This is a genomic window from Paenibacillus sp. FSL L8-0436, assembly GCF_038593025.1.
Lineage (GTDB): Bacteria > Bacillota > Bacilli > Paenibacillales > Paenibacillaceae > Paenibacillus_AQ.
Map to the genome: position 1 here is coordinate 567517 of NZ_CP151955.1, position 20305 is coordinate 587821.

Consider the following 20305-nt stretch of genomic DNA (forward strand, 5'->3'; position numbering starts at 1 on the left):
CCAGTGAATGGGCTGTAAACAGTCTGTTGTTGAAACTCCGGGAACCGCGTTAATAGCTGCTCCGGCGGCGCGAAGTAAATATCAGCCAAATGCTGTAGAGCAGCAGGAGTCCTGCCGCCACTGAAGCGGTCACGAATACATTTCCGGTGTCTCTGTGCTCAAGGGCAATCGCGATAAATGCCCAGACGAAGACCAGTGGATAAATGCTGTCCCGGTGAGGGAAACTGACCATTACAGCAAGCAGTACGCCTACGCAGAGCATGATAACTGCCCAGGCGGGATCACTGAGTCCGAATCCGCCCCAGTTGTTCTTCTCCAGCACGACGCTGACATTTACAATTGTGGCAACCGAGATCCAGCCGAGATAAATACTGAAGGGCAGCTTGATCAGCCATTTTTCGCCTGTGGTCGGATCGTTGACGCTGCGGGTTTTACGATAGATGACGATTAGTGTAATCAGCATGAGCACCATGGCAACCAGCGACAGCTCGATGTAAAGATAATGCCAGAGGAACAGCCAGCCCATATTAAAGACGCAGCTCAGCACAAACCAAATGCCCAAAGAGTTAACCGAATCCCGTGACCCGGTGCTCTCGCGGAATTGATATACGATAAAACCGGCGAGCAGGAGATAGATCAGCGACCAGATGGAAAAAGCATAACCGGCCGGTGTGAAATAGGTATGATACTTAAGTAAATTGTATAACGGTGAAGTCTGAGTCTACATAGAATATACCCGCTTTATCAGCGGTTAAGACTATATTACCCAAAAAAATGACTTGCAGGTCATAAAGCTGCGGATAGCCGTCCGCATAAGCGGGGTAATAGAAGTAGAATAGGAAATTTTAACAAAGCGGCAACAGCCGGAGGGGGATAAGAGGCGATGGAGAGCAGCGAAGCAATACGTCCCGAAAAAATGGGTCCGCTTGTTATGAAAGAAACCTGGAATACCCCTGGGAGCATTGAATCCTGGGAACGTTCAGAGAATATTTATATCGTCCGCGGGGAGCGCGGCGGGATTGTATTTGTTTTTTTGAATGATGAAATGTTCCGGATGAAGATGTTTCGCAGCAGCGTTCCAGATCTGACAACATCTGCGGCAGTGCTGGCGGAGAGCTGCGTGCCGCATTTGTTCCCGGTAGAAGAGACAGAGGATGCACTGATCTTCACTACCAGTGCGATTCGGCTGATCCTTGAGAAAACCTCGTTTCTTCTCCGTGTGGAAAATATAGAGGGCAAGGTCATCATGCAGCAGAACCTGACAAGCTGGAATCCGCGCGGGGCCAGTCATGCCGAGTATGATATGCAGCCGGATTCGCATTTTTACGGGCTGGGGGAGAAATCCAGCTTTCTCGACAAACGCGGGGAGCGTTATACGAACTGGAATACCGATGTGTTTGCGCCACATTTGCCGGAGATAGAAGCCCTGTATGAGTCCATTCCGCTGATTATTCATATGCATGGCGACCTCTCCTACGGATTATTCCTCGACAATACGGGACGGAGCGATTTTGATATGCGATCCCATGGGGTTGCTTTTACGATCGGCTGCTCCACTGGAGCTTATGATATCTACTTTATCAATGGTCCCGAAATGAAGGATGTTGTAACAAGATACACTTCGCTGACCGGACGGATTGCGCTTCCGCCTAAATGGGCGATCGGCTACCACCAGTCGCGTTATAGCTATATGAACCAGCAGGAGGTGCTGCAGCTTGCCCGGACCTTCCGTGAGAAGAAGATTCCCTGCGACGTCATTTATCTGGATATTCATTACATGAATGAATACCGTGTCTTCACCTTTGATCCTGTAAACTTTCCCGAGCCGGAAAAGATGATATCGGAGCTAAAGGAGCTTGGTGTGCGGATCGTACCGATTGTTGATCCCGGCGTTAAGAAAGACCCCAATTACGAGGTGTACAAGCAAGGGGTTCTCGAAAAGCATTTCTGCCGCAGGCTGGAAGGCGATATATTCTTCGGCGAGGTGTGGCCGGGCATCAGCGCCTTCCCTGATTTCAGCGACAGCCGGACGGCTGAATGGTGGGGCGATCTGCATAAATACTATACCGACCTCGGCATTGACGGAATCTGGAATGATATGAATGAGCCAGCGGTGTTTAATGAGAGCAAAACGATGGATCTGGATGTGATGCATTTCAACAACGGGCATCCGATTACACATGAGGAATACCATAACCTGTATGGGATGATGATGTCCAAAGCAACCTATGAAGGCTTGGCGGAGCATATGGGGGGAGAGCGCCCCTTTGTGCTGACCCGGGCCGGTTATGCCGGGATACAGCGTTACGCCGCGGTATGGACGGGGGATAACCGCAGCTTCTGGGAGCATATGGCGATGGCGATACCTATGGTGCTTAATATGGGACTCTCGGGACTGGCCTTCTCCGGGCCGGATATCGGCGGCTTCGCCCACCATACCTCCGCGCAGCTTCTGGTGCGCTGGACACAGATGGGCGTTTTCTTCCCCTATTGCCGCAACCATTCCTCCATCGGTACCCTGCGCCAGGAGCCATGGTCGTTCGGTGAGGAGGTCGAAGGCATTCTCCGCGAATTCATCGGCCTGCGCTACCGCTGGATGCCGCATATCTACAACCTTTTTCATGAGGCGGAAAGCTGTGGGCTTCCCGTGATCCGGCCGCTGATTCTGGAGTACCCGCGCGACCCCTATGTGACCAACCTGTGCGATCAATTTTTGCTCGGGGAAAATGTGCTGATCGCCCCTGTCTACCGCCCGGATACGGAACATCGCTCGGTATATTTGCCTGAAGGGTGCTGGCTGGATTATTGGGATGGTGAAGTTCATGAGGGCGGACGCCATATCCTCGCAGATGCACCGCTGAACATTATGCCGATGTATGTGAAGGCCGGAAGTTTTGTCGCCGAAGGTCCGCTCAAACAATACGCACTCGAAGAAACAGAGGAAACGGTGGTATTTCACCTGTATGGTGCGGAAGCCAAGGAAGGATTCTCGGCTGCTTTTACCCTGTATGAAGATGACGGGCACAGCTTCGGGTACAAAAGAGGGCAATATTCGCAAATCAACGTACAGGCCGCCGGAGAAGCAGGGGCATTGCGGATAAGCTGGTCTTATGCAGTCCGTGAATTTACGCCCCGCAGGGAGATGCTGCGCTTCGCGCTCTGTTATCCGTTTTTCTTCACCCAATCGGTGGAAGGACTCTCCGAAATCAGTCTGGAGCAGCTTAAGGAAGGACGGCGGGGCTGGGCACGCAATGGCAGGAGCGGTGCGGTGATTATTCAAGTGGACGAAGACCCGGAAGGCGGGGAGCTGCGGATGGACGTAGCAGAGCAGCAACCGTAACACTTTAGAACCCTTTGATACGACTTGAACCCGCCTGCTGGCGGGTTTTTTTCAATTACGGACGGTGCCGGAATATAAAATCTGCAGAAAATATACAGAAACGTTTTTAAATCAGGACTTTTTCGTATAAGATGAAGGGATGAAGAAAAAAACTTCTGGAATAATGGGGGATTATGTATTTCTTCCGTTAAGGTTCACATCTGTTGATTCAGTTTAAAATATATTTCTCGCAGAGAAGGATTCAGCCTTCTGCAAGGTTAGAAACGGATTCCGTCCTTTAGGGCGGCAAAGCCGTTTCTTCTAGCGGAACCGGCTGGCGCTTTCTGTTTGCATAAAAAGACAGGAGATCACCAATGATTAAGCATCTGTATGCAATATGGTTAGGGGACGTATTATTCTGCTTCTCCGGCGAAACTTCAGAGCCGAAAGTTGACGCATGGACACGTGTGGTCAAACGGCTGGAGCTTCGGGGAGGAGGACGTCCTTTTGCGGGTGCTGCGCTGCGGCTGGCGGAAGTGAAGTATCCGGCCGCTGCCTCTGCGGAAGGGAGGACAACGCGGCGCGGACTGCCGGGGCGCACGCTGGAAGGGCTTGCCTTGGCCCCGAAGGACGCCTTTGAGCTGCTGCTGGCCTGGGACGAGGAAATGTGCCGTGTACAGGGAGTGGAGCCTGGCGGTGAACTGCGCTATTGGGCGGCTGCAGCCCGTTTTGCCCTTGAACTGATGGGTACAGGCGGGATTGTGCCCGGTGCAATGCCGCCGAGGCCTATAGGCTCGCGCCGCCGCGGGGGGGAGCAAGCCGCTGCGGCCTGCTGGTCTCCGGCCTTTCGGCAGGAGGCGGATAAGGAGTTCTTTCTGCAGATGGCAGCTTCCATGCCGGTGCTGGCACTGGGAACCCATGTTGCGGAGGAGGGGGACTTGTCGTCGCGTGAAGAAGCGGGAGCGTACGTGTTGTATTCTTTTCTGCAGGCTGTAATGACGGCCGAGATCAAAAAGGTTATTGCGGGAATGGAAAGCGAGCTGGGGCCATACAAGGCGAATTATCGCCGTGGTTATTCACCGCTGACCGAGCTGTGGTGGAACAGCCTGCTCACCGGCAGCCGTGATATCCCGGTCCAGGGGACTCCGGCCGAGGTGGCGGACCTCCTTGCTGCTGTAAACGGTACGGCTGAGAATGAGATTCCGAACTCCGGGGCGGAGGAGGTCCACAGCGGCCAGCTTAGTCTGGGTCTGCGCCTGGAGCCGCCTGCGAACGAAGGCGATGCCTGGAATTTAACCTTCTGGGCGGAGAACCGGGAAGAGGGAGAATTCTGGATTCCTGCGGCGGCAATCTGGAGCAGCAGGGAACGGGAGTTCACTTTATGGGGCAAGCGCTACCGCAATATTCAGCAGCAGCTGCTGGCAGCACTCGGCCGGGCCGCGAAAATATCGCCGGATATTGAGCGTGCGCTGGCCGGACCGGCCCCGGATGGAGTTCAACTGGAGCCGGACCGCGTTTATTTCTTTCTGAAGGAGAGCGTGCAGCAGCTGCGGGAGCGGGGAATTACGGTGCAGATGCCATCCCGCTGGAGCCGTGAAGGCCGGCGGCGGATCGGAATGAAGATGAAGATGCAGCCGCCCGCCGGCAGCATAGATGGTTCAACCCAGCCTTCCCTTGGCATGGAAGAGCTGATTTCCTTCCGCATTGAGGCCTCGCTGGGCGATAACACGATCAGCGAGGAAGAGCTGAATGCGCTGGTGGAGGCCGGAGTGCCTTTTGTGCGCTTCCGGGGAGAATGGATTGAAGTTGATCCGAAGGAGATCCGCCAGGTTCTGCGATATATGAAACGCAACGAAAGCGGAGAAATGTCGGCGGCGGACTGGATGCGTCTGGAGGCCGAGGATGGTGACGAGCGGCTCTGGAAGGGAATGTCGGTGACCGGCATGGAAACCTCCGGCATGCTTGCTTCGCTCATGCATGGCGATGTTCTGCGGGGCCTTCCGCTGCGCTCTGTGCCGCCGGGTCTTCATGGAACGCTTAGACCTTATCAGGAGCGCGGCTTTCAATGGCTGGCTGCGCTCAGCGGTCTTGGCTTTGGGGTATGCCTTGCCGATGACATGGGCCTCGGCAAGACGGTACAGGTCATCACCTGTCTGCTGGACCGCGCCCTGACTGCTCCGCCGGAGGAGAAGCGTGAGCCGGTGCTGATTCTCTGCCCGACCTCGCTGCTTGGTAACTGGCAGCGGGAGCTGCAGCGGTTCGCACCATCGCTGAGTGTGCATATTCACCACGGGGGAAGACGGGTTCGCGGGGAAGGTTTCATCGACTTGGCCACCAGCCATGAAATCGTGCTGACCACTTATCATCTCGCAGGCCGGGACAGCGAGGATCTCGCAGGCGTCCGTTGGTCGACTGTTGTGCTGGATGAAGCGCAGTATATCAAGAATCACCGCACCAAGCAGGCACAGAGTGTGATGAAGCTGTCAGCACCGCATCGTATTGCGATGACAGGCACACCAGTGGAGAACCGGCTTGGCGAGCTGTGGTCCATTTTTCACTTTTTGAATCCGGGGTATCTGGGGACTTATCATTCATTCCGCCAGCGGTATGTATCCGGTGAAGGCGGAGAGCGGCTGCGCGAGCTGCATCGCCTCGTCTCGCCTTTCCTGCTGCGGCGGCTCAAGAGTGATCCGGACATTTCCAAGGATCTGCCGGAGAAGCTGGAGCTGAAATCTTATTGTCCGCTTACAGAAACGCAGGCGGCGCTGTATCAGGGTGTAGTGGATGAAATGCTTGGTGTCATCGGGGAACGCTCCGGCATGGCCCGCCGGGGGCTGGTATTGTCATCATTGACCAAGCTGAAGCAAATATGCGACCATCCGCAGCTGTACCGCAAAGAGGAGGGCCGGACCCAACGCAGTGAGCATTCCGGCAAAATGGATGTGATGTTCGAGGTGCTGGACAGCATTGCCGAGCTTGGAGAATCCGCACTTATTTTCACCCAGTATGTAGCGATGGGCGAGCTGCTGGTCAGCAGGCTGGCGAAACGTTACGGCTCGCCGCCGCTGTTCCTGCATGGCGGCATCCCCAAACGGGAGCGCGATGAGATGGTGCATGCCTTTCAGGAGGGGGAAGGGCCGGCGTTTTTCGTACTATCGCTCAAAGCCGGCGGTGTGGGTCTGAACCTCACAAGGGCCAACCATGTCATACATTATGACCGCTGGTGGAATCCGGCGGTAGAGAATCAGGCGACCGACCGGGCGTTCCGGATCGGCCAGCATAAGAATGTGCAGGTTCATAAGCTGATCTGCCAGGGAACGCTGGAAGAACGGATTGATGAACTGATCGAGCGTAAAAAAAGCCTGTCGGAGCAGGTTGTCGGTTCCGGAGAAAACTGGCTGACAGAGATGTCCAATCATGAGCTTAAGGAGCTTATCGAGCTTCAGGGACAGGACTGGATGTAGACGAACAAGCTTGGCATAAAGGAGGAATGGGCAATGAGTGAACTGCTGGAACTGCGGCTGGAAATTGAGCCTGGGGTGGTTAAGGCGACGGGAACACAGCTATCGGCCAAAGCGCCGGGGGGGCAAACCAAGCGAAAGGCCGCTGCTGCTGCTGCCGCCCAAGGGCAAGCGCCAACGACGGTTCTCTCTTTGGAAATTCCGCGCTGGTCTGATGAAGTGAAACAGGAAGTGCTGATCCGGCTTGCGGAGCACCCGGGTGAGCTGTATGGCCTGCTGCAGGGCAACCTGAGTGGAGGCCTGGCGGCGATGAAGCTTCTGCCCGGCGATGAAGAACTGGCGTTGGCCGGACAGAAGCTTTCAGGGCCGGAACAGATGGCCCTGCTGGGATTGGTCAAAAAGCAGCTGGAAGAGGAACCGCTGCTGGCGTTTGAACTGCGCGGTTTGGACAAAGAGACGCTGCTGGCCGGAGTTTTTGCCCTTTGGGCGGAAGAGGAAGCGGAGGACAGCGAGGATGCCGGACCGGCCCCGTCCGGCCTGCTTGCAGCCGAACTGGCCCGGCTGGAGCGCAAAGGGCCGGCTGTCCCGACGGGAGAATGGCTGGCCGAAGCGGCTGCTGAAGGCTCGCTCCACCAGCCGGGTCCCATGTTTCATGAAATCGCAGCCCGGCCGTTTCCGGCTTCACCGGCGGTTGCGAGGCCGACCGAAAACTGGGGTACCCTGCTCGACAAGACACCCCGTGCTGGTGAGGGGCTTGTGCTCATCATGCAGCGCGTTGCAGAAGCCGCTGCCCGCAGGGCGGCAGGGCTGGGTAAGCTGTAAGGCTGCTCTGGTTGCTCTTAATTAACAATATTTTCATTGCGGAATGAACTGATCGTAACCTAATGTTCCTGCTGAGGTCTTATGATAACAGGACAAACAGGAAATGAGGGAGAGCTTAACTTGAGAGTTTATAAAATTCTGGCTTCTCTGTTCATAGCAGGAACGCTTCTAATGTCTGCCTCAACCATCGGGGCGGCACCGGCGCAAAGCTCCAGCATCGCCTTGAAGGGATATCCGGACAATTTCCAAATGACAGGCGTGAAAGAGGGCTGGGGAATCACGCTGGGCGGAGTGTGGCATACAGCGGACGGTGCGTTAAGCTGGAAGCATCCGCTTAGCAATACGGTGCCCATGCCCGGTAATGATGTCCAGCTTGGCAAACTGGCGCATTACTTTACGGGTGACAATGAGGCGTGGATTCTAAGCGCCTATGGCCCGCACAAGCCTACAACCCTTTTTCATACGCTAGACAAGGGAAAGTCCTGGAAGACTATTCGCCTTCCGGTGAAGAAAAGCTGGGAGCAAGGATACGCCAGCGGGTTTATGCATTTTCCCGATAAGCAGGGCGGGTATATTCTGCTATGTTCCGAACCGGCACTTGGCATGATGGAGAAGTCGTTATACCGCACGGTGGATGGAGGGACAAGCTGGAGCAGAGTGGGCGATCTTACCGCAAGCATTGCTTCCTATCCAACGGGCATAACCTTCCGGGATAGCGATAACGGCTGGATAACCTCCAGTAATCACGGACAGAAGTCCATTCTTACCTTTAGAACTGCTGATGGGGGCAAGAGCTGGAAGCCGGAGAAACTCATCTCCCCGCCAGCGCTTTCGGGGTATGCGTATAGCAACAGCTACCCTCCTGTCTTTTCCGGCAAGGATAAGAAGGATGGGGTGCTGCCACTGGAAATTGTCCTGAACGGTGTTAAAAGCATGGTCTTTTACACCAGCAATAATGGCGGAGAGACTTGGAAGCATGGCCCCGGCATTCAAGGGGTTGAAGCGTCAAGGACAGCTTGGCTGAATGCCCGTTTCGGCTGGGCGCTGCAGGAAGGCGGCAAGCTGCTTGCTACAGACGATGGCGGCGTTAGCTGGAAGCAAGCTGCCAAAGGTTCAGCGTTCGATAAGGCAACGGAGATACAGTTCTCTACGTCTCGAACCGGCTGGATTTCCGGGCCGGAAATTCTTTGGAGCACGGCAGACGGGGGCCGCACTTGGAGAAACCTGCTGCTTCCTTCTTGAGAATAATAGAAAGGCAGTGCCGCAACAGCTCAGCTGTAGGGCACTGCCTTCTTTTATTACCTTTTCAGCCACGTTCCATAAACAGAAATGGCATTACTCCCCGGACGGGGGTTCACCCGCACTGCTTCCCTCGGATAACTCAAGAATCTCCCGGCGCAGGCGGAGCATTTTTTGATCCAGCTCATCGGCGGCACGTGCGGCTTCTTTCAGTTCCTCGGCGACATGCGACGGAAGCTGCTTATCGAATTTGTAGTAGAGGATATGCTCCATACTGGCCCAGAAATCCATGGCAAGTGTACGCAGCTGGATTTCCGCTTTTACCCAGTGGGTTCCTTCCAGCAGCACAAGCGGTATCGACACAATCAGATGCAGACTTTGATAGCCGTTGGGTTTGGGATGTGCAATATAATCTTTGATCTCCAGCACACGGATGTCCTCCCGCGCACACAGATGATCGACCAGACGATAAATATCCTTCACAAAAGCACAGACAATCCGCATGCCTGCAATATCATGAATGTGCTGCTCCATATTTTCCAGGGTAAACTCATGCCCTTTGCGTTCCATCTTCTGCAGGATGCTCTTCGGCTCTTTGATCCGCGACTTGACATGCTCAATCGGACTGAAGCCGTCGCGCACCTGCCATTCCGTTTTGATCACATCAATTTTATTCTCAAGCTCATTCAGGGCATGGCGGTACAGCGCCGGCAAAGCTTTGAAATCCTCGATCTGTTTGGCGAAATCCCCATTAACCTGCCACTTCTTCAGATCCTTGACATGCACCTGCAGCTGATTCAGTGTAACCTGTGTACTATCATATTCTTCCACTGAGACTCTCCCAAGTTTAGTTATTTGTGACTGGATAAAATGAACCCATGAATAAAGATATGTTATACATTCCGGGACCAGTCTATATCCCTATTTTAACCGATGTACTGCCCCAGAAGCAAAAAAAACCCAGCCCCCCCTGTAATGCCGAAGAGTCCAGGCTGTTTGCAACTATAATCCGGCCAACCCAAAATAGCGCAACATTCTTCCCGCAGCAGCGTATTAGCACACATAAGGGATAGAAAGTACGGCGCTTACGTTGATTATTTGTTCGTAGGGGAGCCTCCGTCATAACCTTTATCGTGATACCCGGTATTCTCCAGTTTGGGCAGTATACCCAGCTGCTCAATGGTCTGCTGCGTCTCTATGCTGCCAAAACGGTGCAGGGTCTGGTACAGTCTGACGGTCTCATCGTCAAATTGCCGGGCAGCTTCATCGTGATCGGCAGACTTATAAGGCACAAAGGCGCGCCGGAAGGCGTAATCATCCCCGCGTTCGAGTTCGTTCAGGAGATCCTGGAGAAGGGTAAGCTCTTCAGCGTTAAGCAGCACTTCAAATTCATTGGAGTCATTGCGCACGTCCTGAATAAGGCTGTGGTTTACGGATACGAAATAGCGTTTTTTCTCTTCGTCCGGCAAGATTGATCCCTCCATCGTTGGTAAGGTTGTCCATGGTTATTTTTTACTATTATACACAGAACGACAAATAATGAATCTAATCGAGACATTTGGTATGATAGAAGCACGTTTCCGCTATTGCACGGAGCGTTAAGGGTTTATTTGGAATAATATTCGGCTGCAAATCGGCCCTGTTCTCACTCTGGAGAAGGAGGAACTACAATGAATTTTCTGCAACGCATTAAAGACGGTGCCAGCCGGGTGAGTGAAAAAGCGCAAAGCTCGGTGGAGATCGGCAAGCTTAACGGGCATATTTCCGATATCGAACATGAGATGGAAATTGAATTTATGAAAATGGGAAAGCTGTTCTACGACGGATACCGTTCGAAGGATTTGTCCCTGGCCGAAGGCAAGATGGTGGAGCATTCCCGGGCCTGCCTGAAGCTTCAGGAACAGATTGAGGAGCTGCGCTTCCGGATTGCCGAGCTGAAGAATGAAAAGCTCTGCACCTGCGGGAATGTTGTAGCCCTGGACGCCAATTTCTGTCCGAAATGCGGACGTAAGCTGGAGGATCCGGCTTCAAGAAAAGAAGCGGTGCCCGTCACAGTGCACAGCATTCATGAGGATGAAGAGGAAGATCAATATTATGGCGAGGAGGAGCTGACGGAAGCGGAGAAAGAGCTGGCGATGAGATCGGAGCAGCGTACGGTGTATACCGAAGTGCTTCCGGTAGACGATGAACTGCCGCAGGAGGAATATGGCGGAGCGGTGCAGGATACCGAACGCAGCCGCCGTGAAGCCGATGAGCTTGAACGGGAGCGGGAAAGACAGCTTGAGCTTGACCGGCGTATCCGCGACTGGAAAGCCGGTGAGCCTGCGGAAGAAGCTGCATCCAGTGAAGGCGGCGTGCGGGATATCGTCAAATGTCAGATCTGCAGGGCGGATTTGCCCAAGGGTTCCATGTGGTGCCCGCGTTGCGGATCAGAACAAATCTAGTCAGCATTTACAGTCAGCTTAGGGGGACAACATAGATGGAACAGTTGCTGCTGCATCTGCGCAATTTGGGTTTCACAGAGATGGAATCCAAAATTATGGTCGAGCTGGCCAGCAAAGGCCAGGCTTCGGGTTATGAAGTGGCAAAGCAGCTCGGAGTATCAAGATCCAACGTATATGCGGCGCTTCAGCGTCTGACTCAGCAAGGTTATGTAAGATGCGGTGAAGGGGAACCGGCGCGTTACAGTGTGCTGGATCCGGAAGAGCTCGCGACCATGATCTCCGGACGGGTATCGGCTTCACTGGCTTATATGGAAAGTGAAATGCCGCGCGGCGGCCCGGTCAATCCCTCTTTCTACAATGTGGAGGGTGACCGGAATGTGATGGAGGAACTGATCCGCCAACTGAATCTTGCTGAGCAGGAAATCGTAGTAGATGTATGGCGTGAGGAAGCTTCGCTGCTGCGCAATGAGCTGGAGCAGGCAGAGCTGCGGGGAGTGAAGCTGTTGTGGGCCTTTGACGGCGGCAACGAGGTTCCCGCACCTTATCCGGTATGGCCGCCGCTGGGCGGCAAGCCGCGCCGGAGCGGCGGGCGGAAGTTTTCCTTTGTGATCGACAGGAACTGGTGCATGCTCGGCATGCGGTATGAGGACGGAACGGCACAGGCAGTCGTAACCGAACATCAGGTGTTGGTGGAACTGCTGCTGAACCACTTTACGCAGGAGATGGTGCTCTTCGAGCTGGAAGAGGATATGGGCCCCGAGCTAACAAGAAGGTACGGGGAACGCTACAGCCACATTTACGGTAAATATGTACTGCATGACCAGGAGTATGAACAACTGGGCGAACAGGAGCAACCGGACGAACAAGAGGAACATGAAGAATTGGAAGACTCGGAAGAGCAGCAAGAGCCGGGACATTAGGAAACGTGTTTGGGCAAGGGGCAAGCTGCTCGCAAGCCGAAATTAAGCTGGGGAGGTGAAAGCGTGGAGTGTATTATTCATTTTGATGTGCAGCATCCGGAAGGGATTAAGTCACTCAGAGGTCTCTTGTTTCTGGAAGACGGTAAAGTTCCCGGAGAAAATGAACTGATTGGCATGTTCAAGGACATGAAGTTTAACGTTCGGCTGGAAGACCGTGAGAAGCTGATTTTTAAACCTGTGAATCCGGGAGAGAAGTACTCGGAAATCCGCATCACGAGCTTTGACAGCGGCAAGGCGAATAGCAAAGAGGACAACGAACTGAAGTCGATTGTCGGCAATTTGCTGCCGCAGAAGCCGTCTGGCCTGTAAAAACTAAGACAGGGTCCATTTGAGATGGAGAGGAAGGAGCACAGAATGGAGTTATTGAGACAAAAGGTTATCAATGAAGGTATTGTTCTCGGTCAAGGTGTGCTCAAGGTCGATTCTTTTCTGAATCACCAGATGGACCCGTTTCTGATGCGTGAGGTCGGCCGCGAGTTTACCCGCCGTTTTGCCGGAGAAAAGGTGACGAAGGTGCTGACCATCGAATCCTCGGGGATCGCCCCCGGCATTATGACGGCGCTGGAGCTTGAGGTTCCGCTCATTTTTGCACGCAAGCAGAAATCATTGACCCTGACCGAAGATATTTATGTGGAGAAGGTCTACTCTTTTACGAAAAAAGAAAGCAATGATATCACAGTTTCCAAAAAGTTCATTGCTCCCGGTGAACGTGTGCTGATCGTCGATGATTTCCTTGCCAACGGTGAAGCGGCCTTCGGGCTGGCCCGGATCGTAGAACAGGCGGGAGGCAGCGTAGCCGGAATCGGCATCGTGATCGAAAAAGCCTTCCAGCCCGGCAACAAGCTGCTGAAGGAAGCCGGCTACCGTGTGGAATCGCTGGTACGGATTGCTTCGCTAGACGATGGCTTGATCTCCTTCGTGGAGGAAGCCGGCGGCCTGCCGGGCTGACCCCGCAGTATTATAGCTCATAAAGACCCCAGGCTCCAGCTTTGCGGAGTATGGGGTCTTTATGCTGTGGCTATAGGTAGTATTGCGCGGTAATTGCAATTTGTACAACTAAATGTTCCTTATTTGCTCGGCATTCCGTTTTAGTTGTATTTTGTACAGTAGATGTCCGTCTTAATACCGAAAATGGACCAGAAACCGGAATTTAGATGTACAGAGTACAGTTAAGTACTGAACGGAAGCGGAACCAGCCCGTTTAGTTGTACAAACTGCAATTATCTCCCGCGACCCCAAAGGACAGCAGCATAGCCGCAGCTGGGAAACAAAGTATAAGCAGAATGGAGCTGCGTTTGCGGGCTAGCTGCAGGCCGCCGAAGCGTGGCCACCGCAGGCCATTTATTCGCAAACGCGATGGAACTCGCGCTGCGGGTACCCCAGTCAGCCGCGTCCTACACGACGCTGACTGAGTACGGGCCGGCCGCGTCCTACACGCTTGCCTGGCATGGGCCCGCCGCGCCCTGTTCGCGGGCCGCCGCCAGCGGCGAGAGCACGCGCAGCGCGCCGGGCTCGCAGCGCACGGCCAGCGGCGCCGTGCCGAGGGCTTCGCCGTCGCCGATGGCATGGCGGGCCTGCGCGAAGTGGACAGCTACGCTGTGCCCGCGCAGCATCGTCACGAAGGGCAGCGCAACATGCGTGCCCTTCAGCAGCGTCGGGAACAGCCGCAGCACCTGCATGCGGCTGCAGCCGTGTACGACGCAGACGTCGAGCAGGCCGTCATCGGCCTCCGCCTGCGGGCAGATCAGCAGCCCGCCGCCATAGCTTGGCAGGTTGCAGATCGAGACAAGCCAGGCTTTCTCGAAAGCCTGCTCCTTCCCGTCGCAGGTGACGTTCACCCGGCAGGGCTTGAAGGTCATCAGCGTATGCAGAATGCCGATGATATAGGCCAGCTGTCCGGCGCCGATGGCGTTGCACAGCCGTTTGTAGAAGCCGTTGTTCACATTTACGGCTACCTGTGCATCGAAGCCGCTGGCTACGGCGGTCAGGGTGAGGCCGCCTGCCCCCGAGAGCAGATCGGCTTCGAGGCAGCGGTCCTGCAGCGCAGCCTCCAGCGCGGCCTCTGTGGCCAGCGGGATGCCGAAGCCGCGTGCCGTGTCATTGCCGGAGCCGGCGGGGATGACGGCCAGCGGCACGCCTCTGCGCCGCAGCGCACCCAGCACGCTGTGGATCGTGCCGTCGCCGCCGATGACGATGGCGGCGCGCCAGTCGTCGCGCTGGGCGAGCGCCCCAAGCACCTGGGTTTCGGCGCGGTCGGCGTTTTGCGTGAACAAGGGCTCATGAGGGATGCCGCGTGAATGCAGCATCCCTTCGACCGTGTGCCATGTCCGCTGGCCTGCTCCGCCGCCGGAACGGGGATTTATGATCAATAAGTACATGTATGTTCCTCCAGCCTGTAGATTCCTCTATGTCCTGATTCCATTGTACGGAGTGGACGTTCAAAAGGGAATCTTAAAAATAAGGATAAACAGCAGGAGGAAGGCTACAACTGACGGAGCTGGCTTTCGGCGATCTCCCCTGCCCAGGGAAGCTTATACCATCTTCCGCCCAAAGCATGGTAAATCATGAGAAGCCATACGGCGAAGCTGCAAAGGGATATTAAGGCGGCGACGAGAGCGCCGAGCAGCGGAATGAAGCCGCTGAGGACATGGACAATCATCAGTGTCCCGAAGGCGATCAGCGACTGCAACGCATGAAAGAGCACGAAGCGGCTGCGTTTCTCCAGGGCCAGAAAAACGATGCCCCCAATAAAGGGGAAAAAGTAGCATAGGGCGGCGGCAATATGGTCGGGCAGTCCGGTGGAAGATCTGAAAGGGGACAAAAGGCTCACTCTCCTTGTACTTGGAGAAGAAGGCGGCTAACCGGTTCCCTCTTCTCTATGAGCCTATGATTTGTCCCGGCAAAGTATGTGAACCGGGAAGGGGTTCAAGTGAAAAAGCATTCTTCCTTTCCGTTAGACATGCTAAAGCTCCATCGCCGGTATAATGTATTGTTCAACCAGTCTGCGGGGATGCTTCCACCGGCTGACCGCGCTCTCGGCGGTGAATATAACGGAGGCGTCCAGCTTCGGCAGCAGCAAGAGCTGCTGGCCCCCGTGTCCATGTGCCAGCACGTAGGGCTGGCTGCTCATCATGCCGTTCCAGAATTGATACCCGTAATTACCGTAGGCCGGATATCCGGGGGTCTGGGCTGTGAACGCATCTTCCAGCCAATTCTGCGGGATCATCTGCTGCCCCTTGTAGAGGCCGCCGCCCAGCAGGACCATACCGACTTTAGCCAGATCACGCGAGGTCAGGTATAAGCCGATATGGCCCATGCTGTGCCCTTCAGGACTGGGCAGCCAGGCGGTGTGGTGAATGTCCAGCGGTCCAAACAGATGCTCTCTGGCATAGCTGTAAGCGTCCAGCCCTGAGAATTCGCTCAGCATTACCGATATTAGATGCGAGTCGCTGCTGCGGTATTGAAATTGCCCAATATTCTCATGATCAATGGGCAGGCTAAGAGCGTAAGAAGTCCAGCGGCGGCTGCGCTGCAGATTACGTACGAGCGGTTCTCCGAGCTTCTTGCCGGTAATCCACCTGAAGCCGGAGGTCATGGTCAGCAGGTGACGCAGCGTAATTTCCGAAAGCTGCGGAGAGCAGCGGGGCGGCAGATATCTCTGAAGCGCTTCGGCTACAAAGGAATGGACTCCCGGAATATGGCCTTTGCCGATGGCAATGCCGATAAGAAGAGAGAGGAAGCTTTTGGTGGCCGAACGAAGATCATTCAGCATTCCGGCATGATATCCCCCGTAATACCGTTCAAATATCAGTTGCCCGTGGCGGACGACAAGCATACTATGCATTTTGGGGTATTCTTTCGTAACTGCCTGATGTGCCTTCTCCAGTCGAAAAGGGCAGGTTCCGGTGTCTTCCGGACGGGCTGCTGCTATAACGGGTGCCGGGTTGTTAGGTGTGTGTAGTAAAGACAGCTGCTGGCTCATAGCAATCCCCTTTCCACGCTGCCTGCCGGAGTCTAGGATGCGGCAGCGGATACGTTATTTTAACCAAAAGTGTGCAAGCCTCATCTGCTGTGGTAGAGAAGAGTAAAAAAATATTTTACGTACGTAAATTTTACAAGGAAAGGTGGAAGTTGGACTGGAATATGATACAATATAACGATAAGGCCCGAAAGGAGTGATTCAGCAAGTGGCTCTTCGGGTAAGTAAAGTGTCAAGGTGTTCCGCATTTGGTGCATCTTACTCTCAGCCCAAATCACGACGAACCTGCTTCACCGGCAAGGCGGACCTCCATATTTATGGGATGAACGTTTAGGCGGATAATGCAAGCCACGTATGTGTTACGGTTTCTTGACTTGCATTTCGAGGTTACGGCGGACTTTTCATCATGCATTCTCTACAACGGAGCATTCATTTTCAATGTTTTGGGAGGGAACTGATCATGGCAAGTAAAGGTCATAACGAAGTGAAGGAAAGTCTACGGGAAATGACACGCATTTTCCGGCCCAAAGATCCCAAGAAATTTGTGAAGGAGTATGTCCGGAAGTATCGGATCACAGGAGGCTATGAAGAAGAGCTGACTATGGTCGTGGAGCATGAGCTGGGAAGAATAAACTCATCCGTCTCCTAATTTACAGACAGGAATACTTCCTGCTATTTGACGACATCAAATTTGGAATTACATCCATGAGGATTCTCATAAACCGTGCCCGGGCGGCTTGCTGCCGCAGGAAGCGGTTTTTTTTGTGCGCATATTTATTGCGTAGTCATAAATCATAAAATAGTCAAATGAATTAATAGACACAAATAGATATGTATGCGCTTTAAAGAAAAAATGATAAAAGATTCATTTTTTGTAAGCGCTCTTAAATACAGTAAGGACAAGCTTTTGCTGTTTGAAAAAATGCTTTGTGAACTTGCTGTGAACGATTGACAAAAGACCCCCATAAACTTATATTAATAGTGATTGTTATAATTGACAGGAAAATCCTCTAATCTACGAAATCGGGAAAAGCGGGGTAGATCAATGATGAAAACGTGGCAGGCTGGTAAACGGCTTCTTCCCATGACGGCAACGCTTGGACTCATTCTCGCAGGATGCGGGCGGCAGGACTTGTCGGTGCTCAGACCGCAGGGACCTGCAGCGGAAAGCTCGTTCGGACTCATGAAGCTGTCGATTACCATCATGATTGTCGTGCTGCTGATCGTCTTTGCCATTGCGGCCTACGTGCTTATCCGTTACCGCAGGAAACCGGGCCAGCATGAGATCCCTGAACAGGTGGAAGGCAGCTTCAAGCTTGAAGTGCTGTGGACGGTCATCCCGCTGATCCTTGTAATTGTGCTGGCGGTTCCGACCGTGCAGGCGGTGTTTGCCGCAGGAGATGATCATTCGGATGATAAGAATGCAGTTAAGGTCAAGGTGACCGGCCACCAATACTGGTGGGAATTCGAATACCCCGATTACGGTGTGACAACGGCGCAGGATCTGGTGATTCCTGCGGGCGTGGATATCGCCTTTGAGCTGACTACAAAGGATGTGCTGCACTCCTTCTGGGTACCTTCTCTCTCCGGCAAAATCGATACCAACCCGGACGGGTCAACGAACCATTTCAGCTTCAGTGCGCCAAATGAAGGCGTTTACCGCGGCAAATGCGCGGAGCTGTGTGGTCCTTCCCACGGATTTATGGAATTTAAAGTGAAGTCGGTCAGCAAGGATGCGTTCACGGCATGGATTGCTTCCATGAAAGCCCCGTCAGTGATGCCTGAAGATCCGGCGCTTGCGGAAAAGTTCAAGTCCGCGTGCCTGACCTGCCACGCAGTGGGTGATATGGTAGGCAGCAACGGTCCGTCCCTCACCGGGATCGGGTCCCGCGAGTCTGTGGCTGGTATCCTGCTGAACGACGACACAGGTGTCGACGGAGCGCCGATCCTGGAGAATCTTAAGACCTGGCTGCATGATCCGCAAAGCGTCAAGCCGGGCAACCGGATGCCTGACCCCAAGGAACTGGGGCTCAGTGATGAAGAGATTGACGGAATTGCCGAATATCTGGCCGGCTACACGCTGGAATAAAGCCTATTGCCCAAAGCAGAAGCAGCATATTTGAAAAGGGGGTACGTACCTTGGCTCAAGCAGCGCAATCCTTGAATCCTTCCCAGCCCTTGAGGCATGGCCACAGCGTCAAACGGCATACCGGGATCATGGACTGGATTACCACCGTCGATCATAAGAAGATTGCAATTTTGTACCTTTGGGCCGGAGGGATCTTTTTTGGCATCGGCGGGCTGGAGGCCATTCTGATCCGCATCCAGCTGATCAAGCCGATGAATACCTTTCTGGATGCCCAGACCTTTAACGAATTGATTACGATGCACGGGACAACGATGATTTTTCTCGGGGTCATGCCGGTCATTTTCGCGTTGATGAATGCCGTTATTCCGCTGCAGATCGGTGCGCGCGACGTAGCTTTTCCTTTTCTGAATGCGCTTGGCTTCTGGACGTTTCTGTTCGGCGGCATTCTGCTCAATCTCAGCTGGGTTATGGGGGGAGCGCCTGATGCCGGCTGGACCGCTTATACCCCACTATCCTCCAGCTCCTACAGCACCACCCACGGGGTGGATTTCTACACAATTGGCTTGCAGATTGCCGGGTTAGGCACACTAATCGGCGGCATTAACTTCCTGGCTACGATCATTACGATGCGGGCTCCGGGGATGTCATTTATGCGGATGCCGATGTTCGCCTGGGCCACCTTTATCACTTCCGCTATTATCCTGTTCGCTTTTCCCGCAGTTACAGTAGGGCTTGTGCTGCTCACCTTCGACCGGATTCTCGGCGCCAATTTCTTCGAGACCAGCGGCGGCGGCAATCCGGTGCTCTGGCAGCATATTTTTTGGATCTTTGGTCATCCCGAAGTGTATATTCTGATTCTTCCGGCCTTCGGCATTATCTCCGAGGTCATCCCGACGTTCTCGCGTAAGCGGCTGTTCGGGTACAGCTCCATGGTCTTCGCGACGATCCTGATTGCCTTCCTTGGTTTCATGGTCTGGGCGCATCATATGTTCACCACCGGCCTCGGACCGGTAGCGAACGCCTTGTTCTCTGTATCCACGATGCTGATCGCCGTTCCGACAGGAATCAAAATTTTTAACTGGCTGTTCACGATGTGGGGCGGGCAAGTACGCTTTACCACCCCGAATTTATTCGCGGTCGGCTTTATACCAACCTTCACCATGGGCGGGGTTACAGGTGTCATGCTGGCTTCTGCTCCTGCCGATTTTCAGTTTCATGACACGTATTTTGTCGTTGCCCATTTCCACTATGTAATTGTCGGCGGTCTGGTGCTCGGCTTGTTCGCAGGCCTGCATTATTGGTGGCCTAAAATGTTCGGAAGAATGCTCAGCGAACACCTGGGCAAATGGACCTTCTGGACCTTTATCATCGGGTTCCACATGACCTTTTTTGTACAGCATTTCCTGGGGCTTATGGGGATGCAGCGCCGCGTATTTACGTATTTGCCGAATCAGCAATTCGATCTGCTTAATTTGATCAGTACGATCGGGGCAGGACTTATGGGTGTGGGGATGCTGTTTTTCCTGGCCAATGTCTTCATCACTTCCAGAAAGCCGGCAGATGCGGCGGATGATCCGTGGGAAGACGGGCGGACGCTGGAATGGACCATTTCCTCACCGCCTCCGGAATACAATTTCAAGCAAACGCCGCTGGTGCGCGGTCTGGATGCTTTCTGGAAGGAAAAAACAGCCGGGCACAAGGGCATGACGCCATCCGAACCGGTAGGCTCCATTCATATGCCTTCAGCGACGGTGCACCCGTTCCTGATGTCGGTCGGTATCTTTATTGCCGGACTTGGCTTTATGTTCAGCCGTGATGATTTTGGCAACAGCTTTATGAGTTTTCTCTTTAATAACTATATCGTTACGGCGCTGGGTCTTCTGATAACCTTCGGGTCGATGCTGATGCGCTCGCTCTTTGACGATCATGGGTGGCATATCGAACCCGAAGAGCTGGAAGGAAGGTGAACCGA

The 20305-nt window shown here is 54.0% G+C and carries 16 protein-coding genes and 1 pseudogene; 11 read left to right on the forward strand and 6 right to left on the reverse strand.

Annotated features, from left to right (window positions below):
• Positions 1–49: 49 nt before the first annotated feature.
• Positions 50–670 (reverse strand): annotated as a pseudogene (locus NSS79_RS02665) (TspO/MBR family protein); the annotation flags it as partial.
• Positions 671–883: 213 nt separating this feature from the next.
• On the opposite strand from NSS79_RS02665, the gene NSS79_RS02670 reads away from it, so the two are divergent.
• The 4 genes from NSS79_RS02670 (at position 884) to NSS79_RS02685 (ending at position 8844) form a co-directional block, all read left to right on the forward strand.
• Positions 884–3340 carry a TIM-barrel domain-containing protein gene (locus tag NSS79_RS02670; protein WP_342438180.1) on the forward strand — a complete coding sequence of 819 codons (2457 nt, stop codon included), beginning with the start codon at positions 884–886 and terminating at the stop codon, positions 3338–3340.
• A 353-nt stretch (positions 3341–3693) separates the two neighbouring features.
• Positions 3694–6783: a DEAD/DEAH box helicase gene (locus NSS79_RS02675; protein WP_342438181.1), complete on the forward strand. Its 3090-nt coding sequence runs from the start codon at positions 3694–3696 to the stop codon at positions 6781–6783.
• A 33-nt stretch (positions 6784–6816) separates the two neighbouring features.
• A complete protein-coding gene (locus tag NSS79_RS02680; RefSeq protein WP_342438182.1) occupies positions 6817–7602 on the forward strand; it encodes a hypothetical protein in 786 nt (261 codons plus the stop codon).
• A gap of 120 nt (positions 7603–7722) precedes the next feature.
• Complete coding sequence (locus NSS79_RS02685) at positions 7723–8844, forward strand: hypothetical protein (RefSeq protein WP_342438183.1); 1122 nt, start codon at positions 7723–7725, stop codon at positions 8842–8844.
• 93 nt (positions 8845–8937) lie between these two features.
• On the opposite strand, the gene NSS79_RS02690 is transcribed toward NSS79_RS02685, so the two are convergent.
• Both NSS79_RS02690 and NSS79_RS02695 read right to left on the reverse strand, forming a co-directional pair.
• Complete coding sequence (locus tag NSS79_RS02690; protein ID WP_269322562.1) at positions 8938–9633, reverse strand: GTP pyrophosphokinase family protein; 696 nt, start codon at positions 9631–9633, stop codon at positions 8938–8940.
• Between the two features lie 302 nt (positions 9634–9935).
• A complete protein-coding gene (locus NSS79_RS02695; RefSeq protein ID WP_231578367.1) occupies positions 9936–10310 on the reverse strand; it encodes a hypothetical protein in 375 nt (124 codons plus the stop codon).
• Positions 10311–10511: 201 nt separating this feature from the next.
• Between NSS79_RS02695 and NSS79_RS02700 the strand changes: the two genes are divergently transcribed.
• The 4 genes from NSS79_RS02700 (at position 10512) to NSS79_RS02715 (ending at position 13213) form a co-directional block, all read left to right on the forward strand.
• On the forward strand, positions 10512–11285 hold the full coding sequence (locus NSS79_RS02700) for a zinc ribbon domain-containing protein (RefSeq protein WP_342438184.1): 774 nt from the start codon (positions 10512–10514) through the stop codon (positions 11283–11285).
• Positions 11286–11320: 35 nt separating this feature from the next.
• Positions 11321–12205 (forward strand): helix-turn-helix domain-containing protein, encoded by an 885-nt coding sequence (locus NSS79_RS02705; RefSeq protein ID WP_342438185.1) that lies wholly within the window; start codon positions 11321–11323, stop codon positions 12203–12205.
• 63 nt (positions 12206–12268) lie between these two features.
• A complete protein-coding gene (locus NSS79_RS02710) occupies positions 12269–12574 on the forward strand; it encodes a hypothetical protein (protein WP_342438186.1) in 306 nt (101 codons plus the stop codon).
• A gap of 45 nt (positions 12575–12619) precedes the next feature.
• Complete coding sequence (locus NSS79_RS02715; RefSeq protein WP_038585377.1) at positions 12620–13213, forward strand: xanthine phosphoribosyltransferase; 594 nt, start codon at positions 12620–12622, stop codon at positions 13211–13213.
• Positions 13214–13695: 482 nt separating this feature from the next.
• On the opposite strand, the gene NSS79_RS02720 is transcribed toward NSS79_RS02715, so the two are convergent.
• From NSS79_RS02720 to NSS79_RS02730, 3 genes are all read right to left on the reverse strand, one after another.
• Positions 13696–14643 (reverse strand): diacylglycerol kinase family protein, encoded by a 948-nt coding sequence (locus NSS79_RS02720; RefSeq protein WP_342438187.1) that lies wholly within the window; start codon positions 14641–14643, stop codon positions 13696–13698.
• 104 nt (positions 14644–14747) lie between these two features.
• A complete protein-coding gene (locus NSS79_RS02725; protein WP_038585383.1) occupies positions 14748–15086 on the reverse strand; it encodes a DUF4870 domain-containing protein in 339 nt (112 codons plus the stop codon).
• Between the two features lie 141 nt (positions 15087–15227).
• Positions 15228–16247, reverse strand: a complete 1020-nt coding sequence (locus tag NSS79_RS02730) for a serine hydrolase (protein ID WP_342438188.1) — start codon at positions 16245–16247, stop codon at positions 15228–15230.
• Positions 16248–16704: 457 nt separating this feature from the next.
• Here NSS79_RS02730 and NSS79_RS02735 point away from each other — a divergent pair, with 457 nt between their 5' ends.
• The 3 genes from NSS79_RS02735 (at position 16705) to ctaD (ending at position 20300) form a co-directional block, all read left to right on the forward strand.
• Positions 16705–16893 (forward strand): hypothetical protein, encoded by a 189-nt coding sequence (locus NSS79_RS02735; RefSeq protein WP_038585388.1) that lies wholly within the window; start codon positions 16705–16707, stop codon positions 16891–16893.
• 396 nt (positions 16894–17289) lie between these two features.
• Positions 17290–18333 carry a cytochrome c oxidase subunit II gene (gene coxB / locus NSS79_RS02740; protein ID WP_342438189.1) on the forward strand — a complete coding sequence of 348 codons (1044 nt, stop codon included), beginning with the start codon at positions 17290–17292 and terminating at the stop codon, positions 18331–18333.
• Between the two features lie 128 nt (positions 18334–18461).
• A complete protein-coding gene (gene ctaD / locus NSS79_RS02745; protein ID WP_076113745.1) occupies positions 18462–20300 on the forward strand; it encodes a cytochrome c oxidase subunit I in 1839 nt (612 codons plus the stop codon).
• The last annotated feature ends 5 nt before the right edge of the window (positions 20301–20305 follow it).

Coding starts and splice junctions, on each gene's coding strand:
- NSS79_RS02675 (WP_342438181.1), top strand. CDS start 3,694: ATGATTAAGCATCTGTATGCAATATGGTTAGGGGACGTATTATTCTGC.
- NSS79_RS02670 (WP_342438180.1), top strand. CDS start 884: ATGGAGAGCAGCGAAGCAATACGTCCCGAAAAAATGGGTCCGCTTGTT.
- NSS79_RS02700 (WP_342438184.1), top strand. CDS start 10,512: ATGAATTTTCTGCAACGCATTAAAGACGGTGCCAGCCGGGTGAGTGAA.
- NSS79_RS02735 (WP_038585388.1), top strand. CDS start 16,705: ATGGCAAGTAAAGGTCATAACGAAGTGAAGGAAAGTCTACGGGAAATG.
- NSS79_RS02715 (WP_038585377.1), top strand. CDS start 12,620: ATGGAGTTATTGAGACAAAAGGTTATCAATGAAGGTATTGTTCTCGGT.
- NSS79_RS02680 (WP_342438182.1), top strand. CDS start 6,817: ATGAGTGAACTGCTGGAACTGCGGCTGGAAATTGAGCCTGGGGTGGTT.
- NSS79_RS02705 (WP_342438185.1), top strand. CDS start 11,321: ATGGAACAGTTGCTGCTGCATCTGCGCAATTTGGGTTTCACAGAGATG.
- NSS79_RS02730 (WP_342438188.1), bottom strand. CDS start 16,247: ATGAGCCAGCAGCTGTCTTTACTACACACACCTAACAACCCGGCACCC.
- coxB (WP_342438189.1), top strand. CDS start 17,290: ATGATGAAAACGTGGCAGGCTGGTAAACGGCTTCTTCCCATGACGGCA.
- NSS79_RS02720 (WP_342438187.1), bottom strand. CDS start 14,643: ATGTACTTATTGATCATAAATCCCCGTTCCGGCGGCGGAGCAGGCCAG.
- ctaD (WP_076113745.1), top strand. CDS start 18,462: ATGGACTGGATTACCACCGTCGATCATAAGAAGATTGCAATTTTGTAC.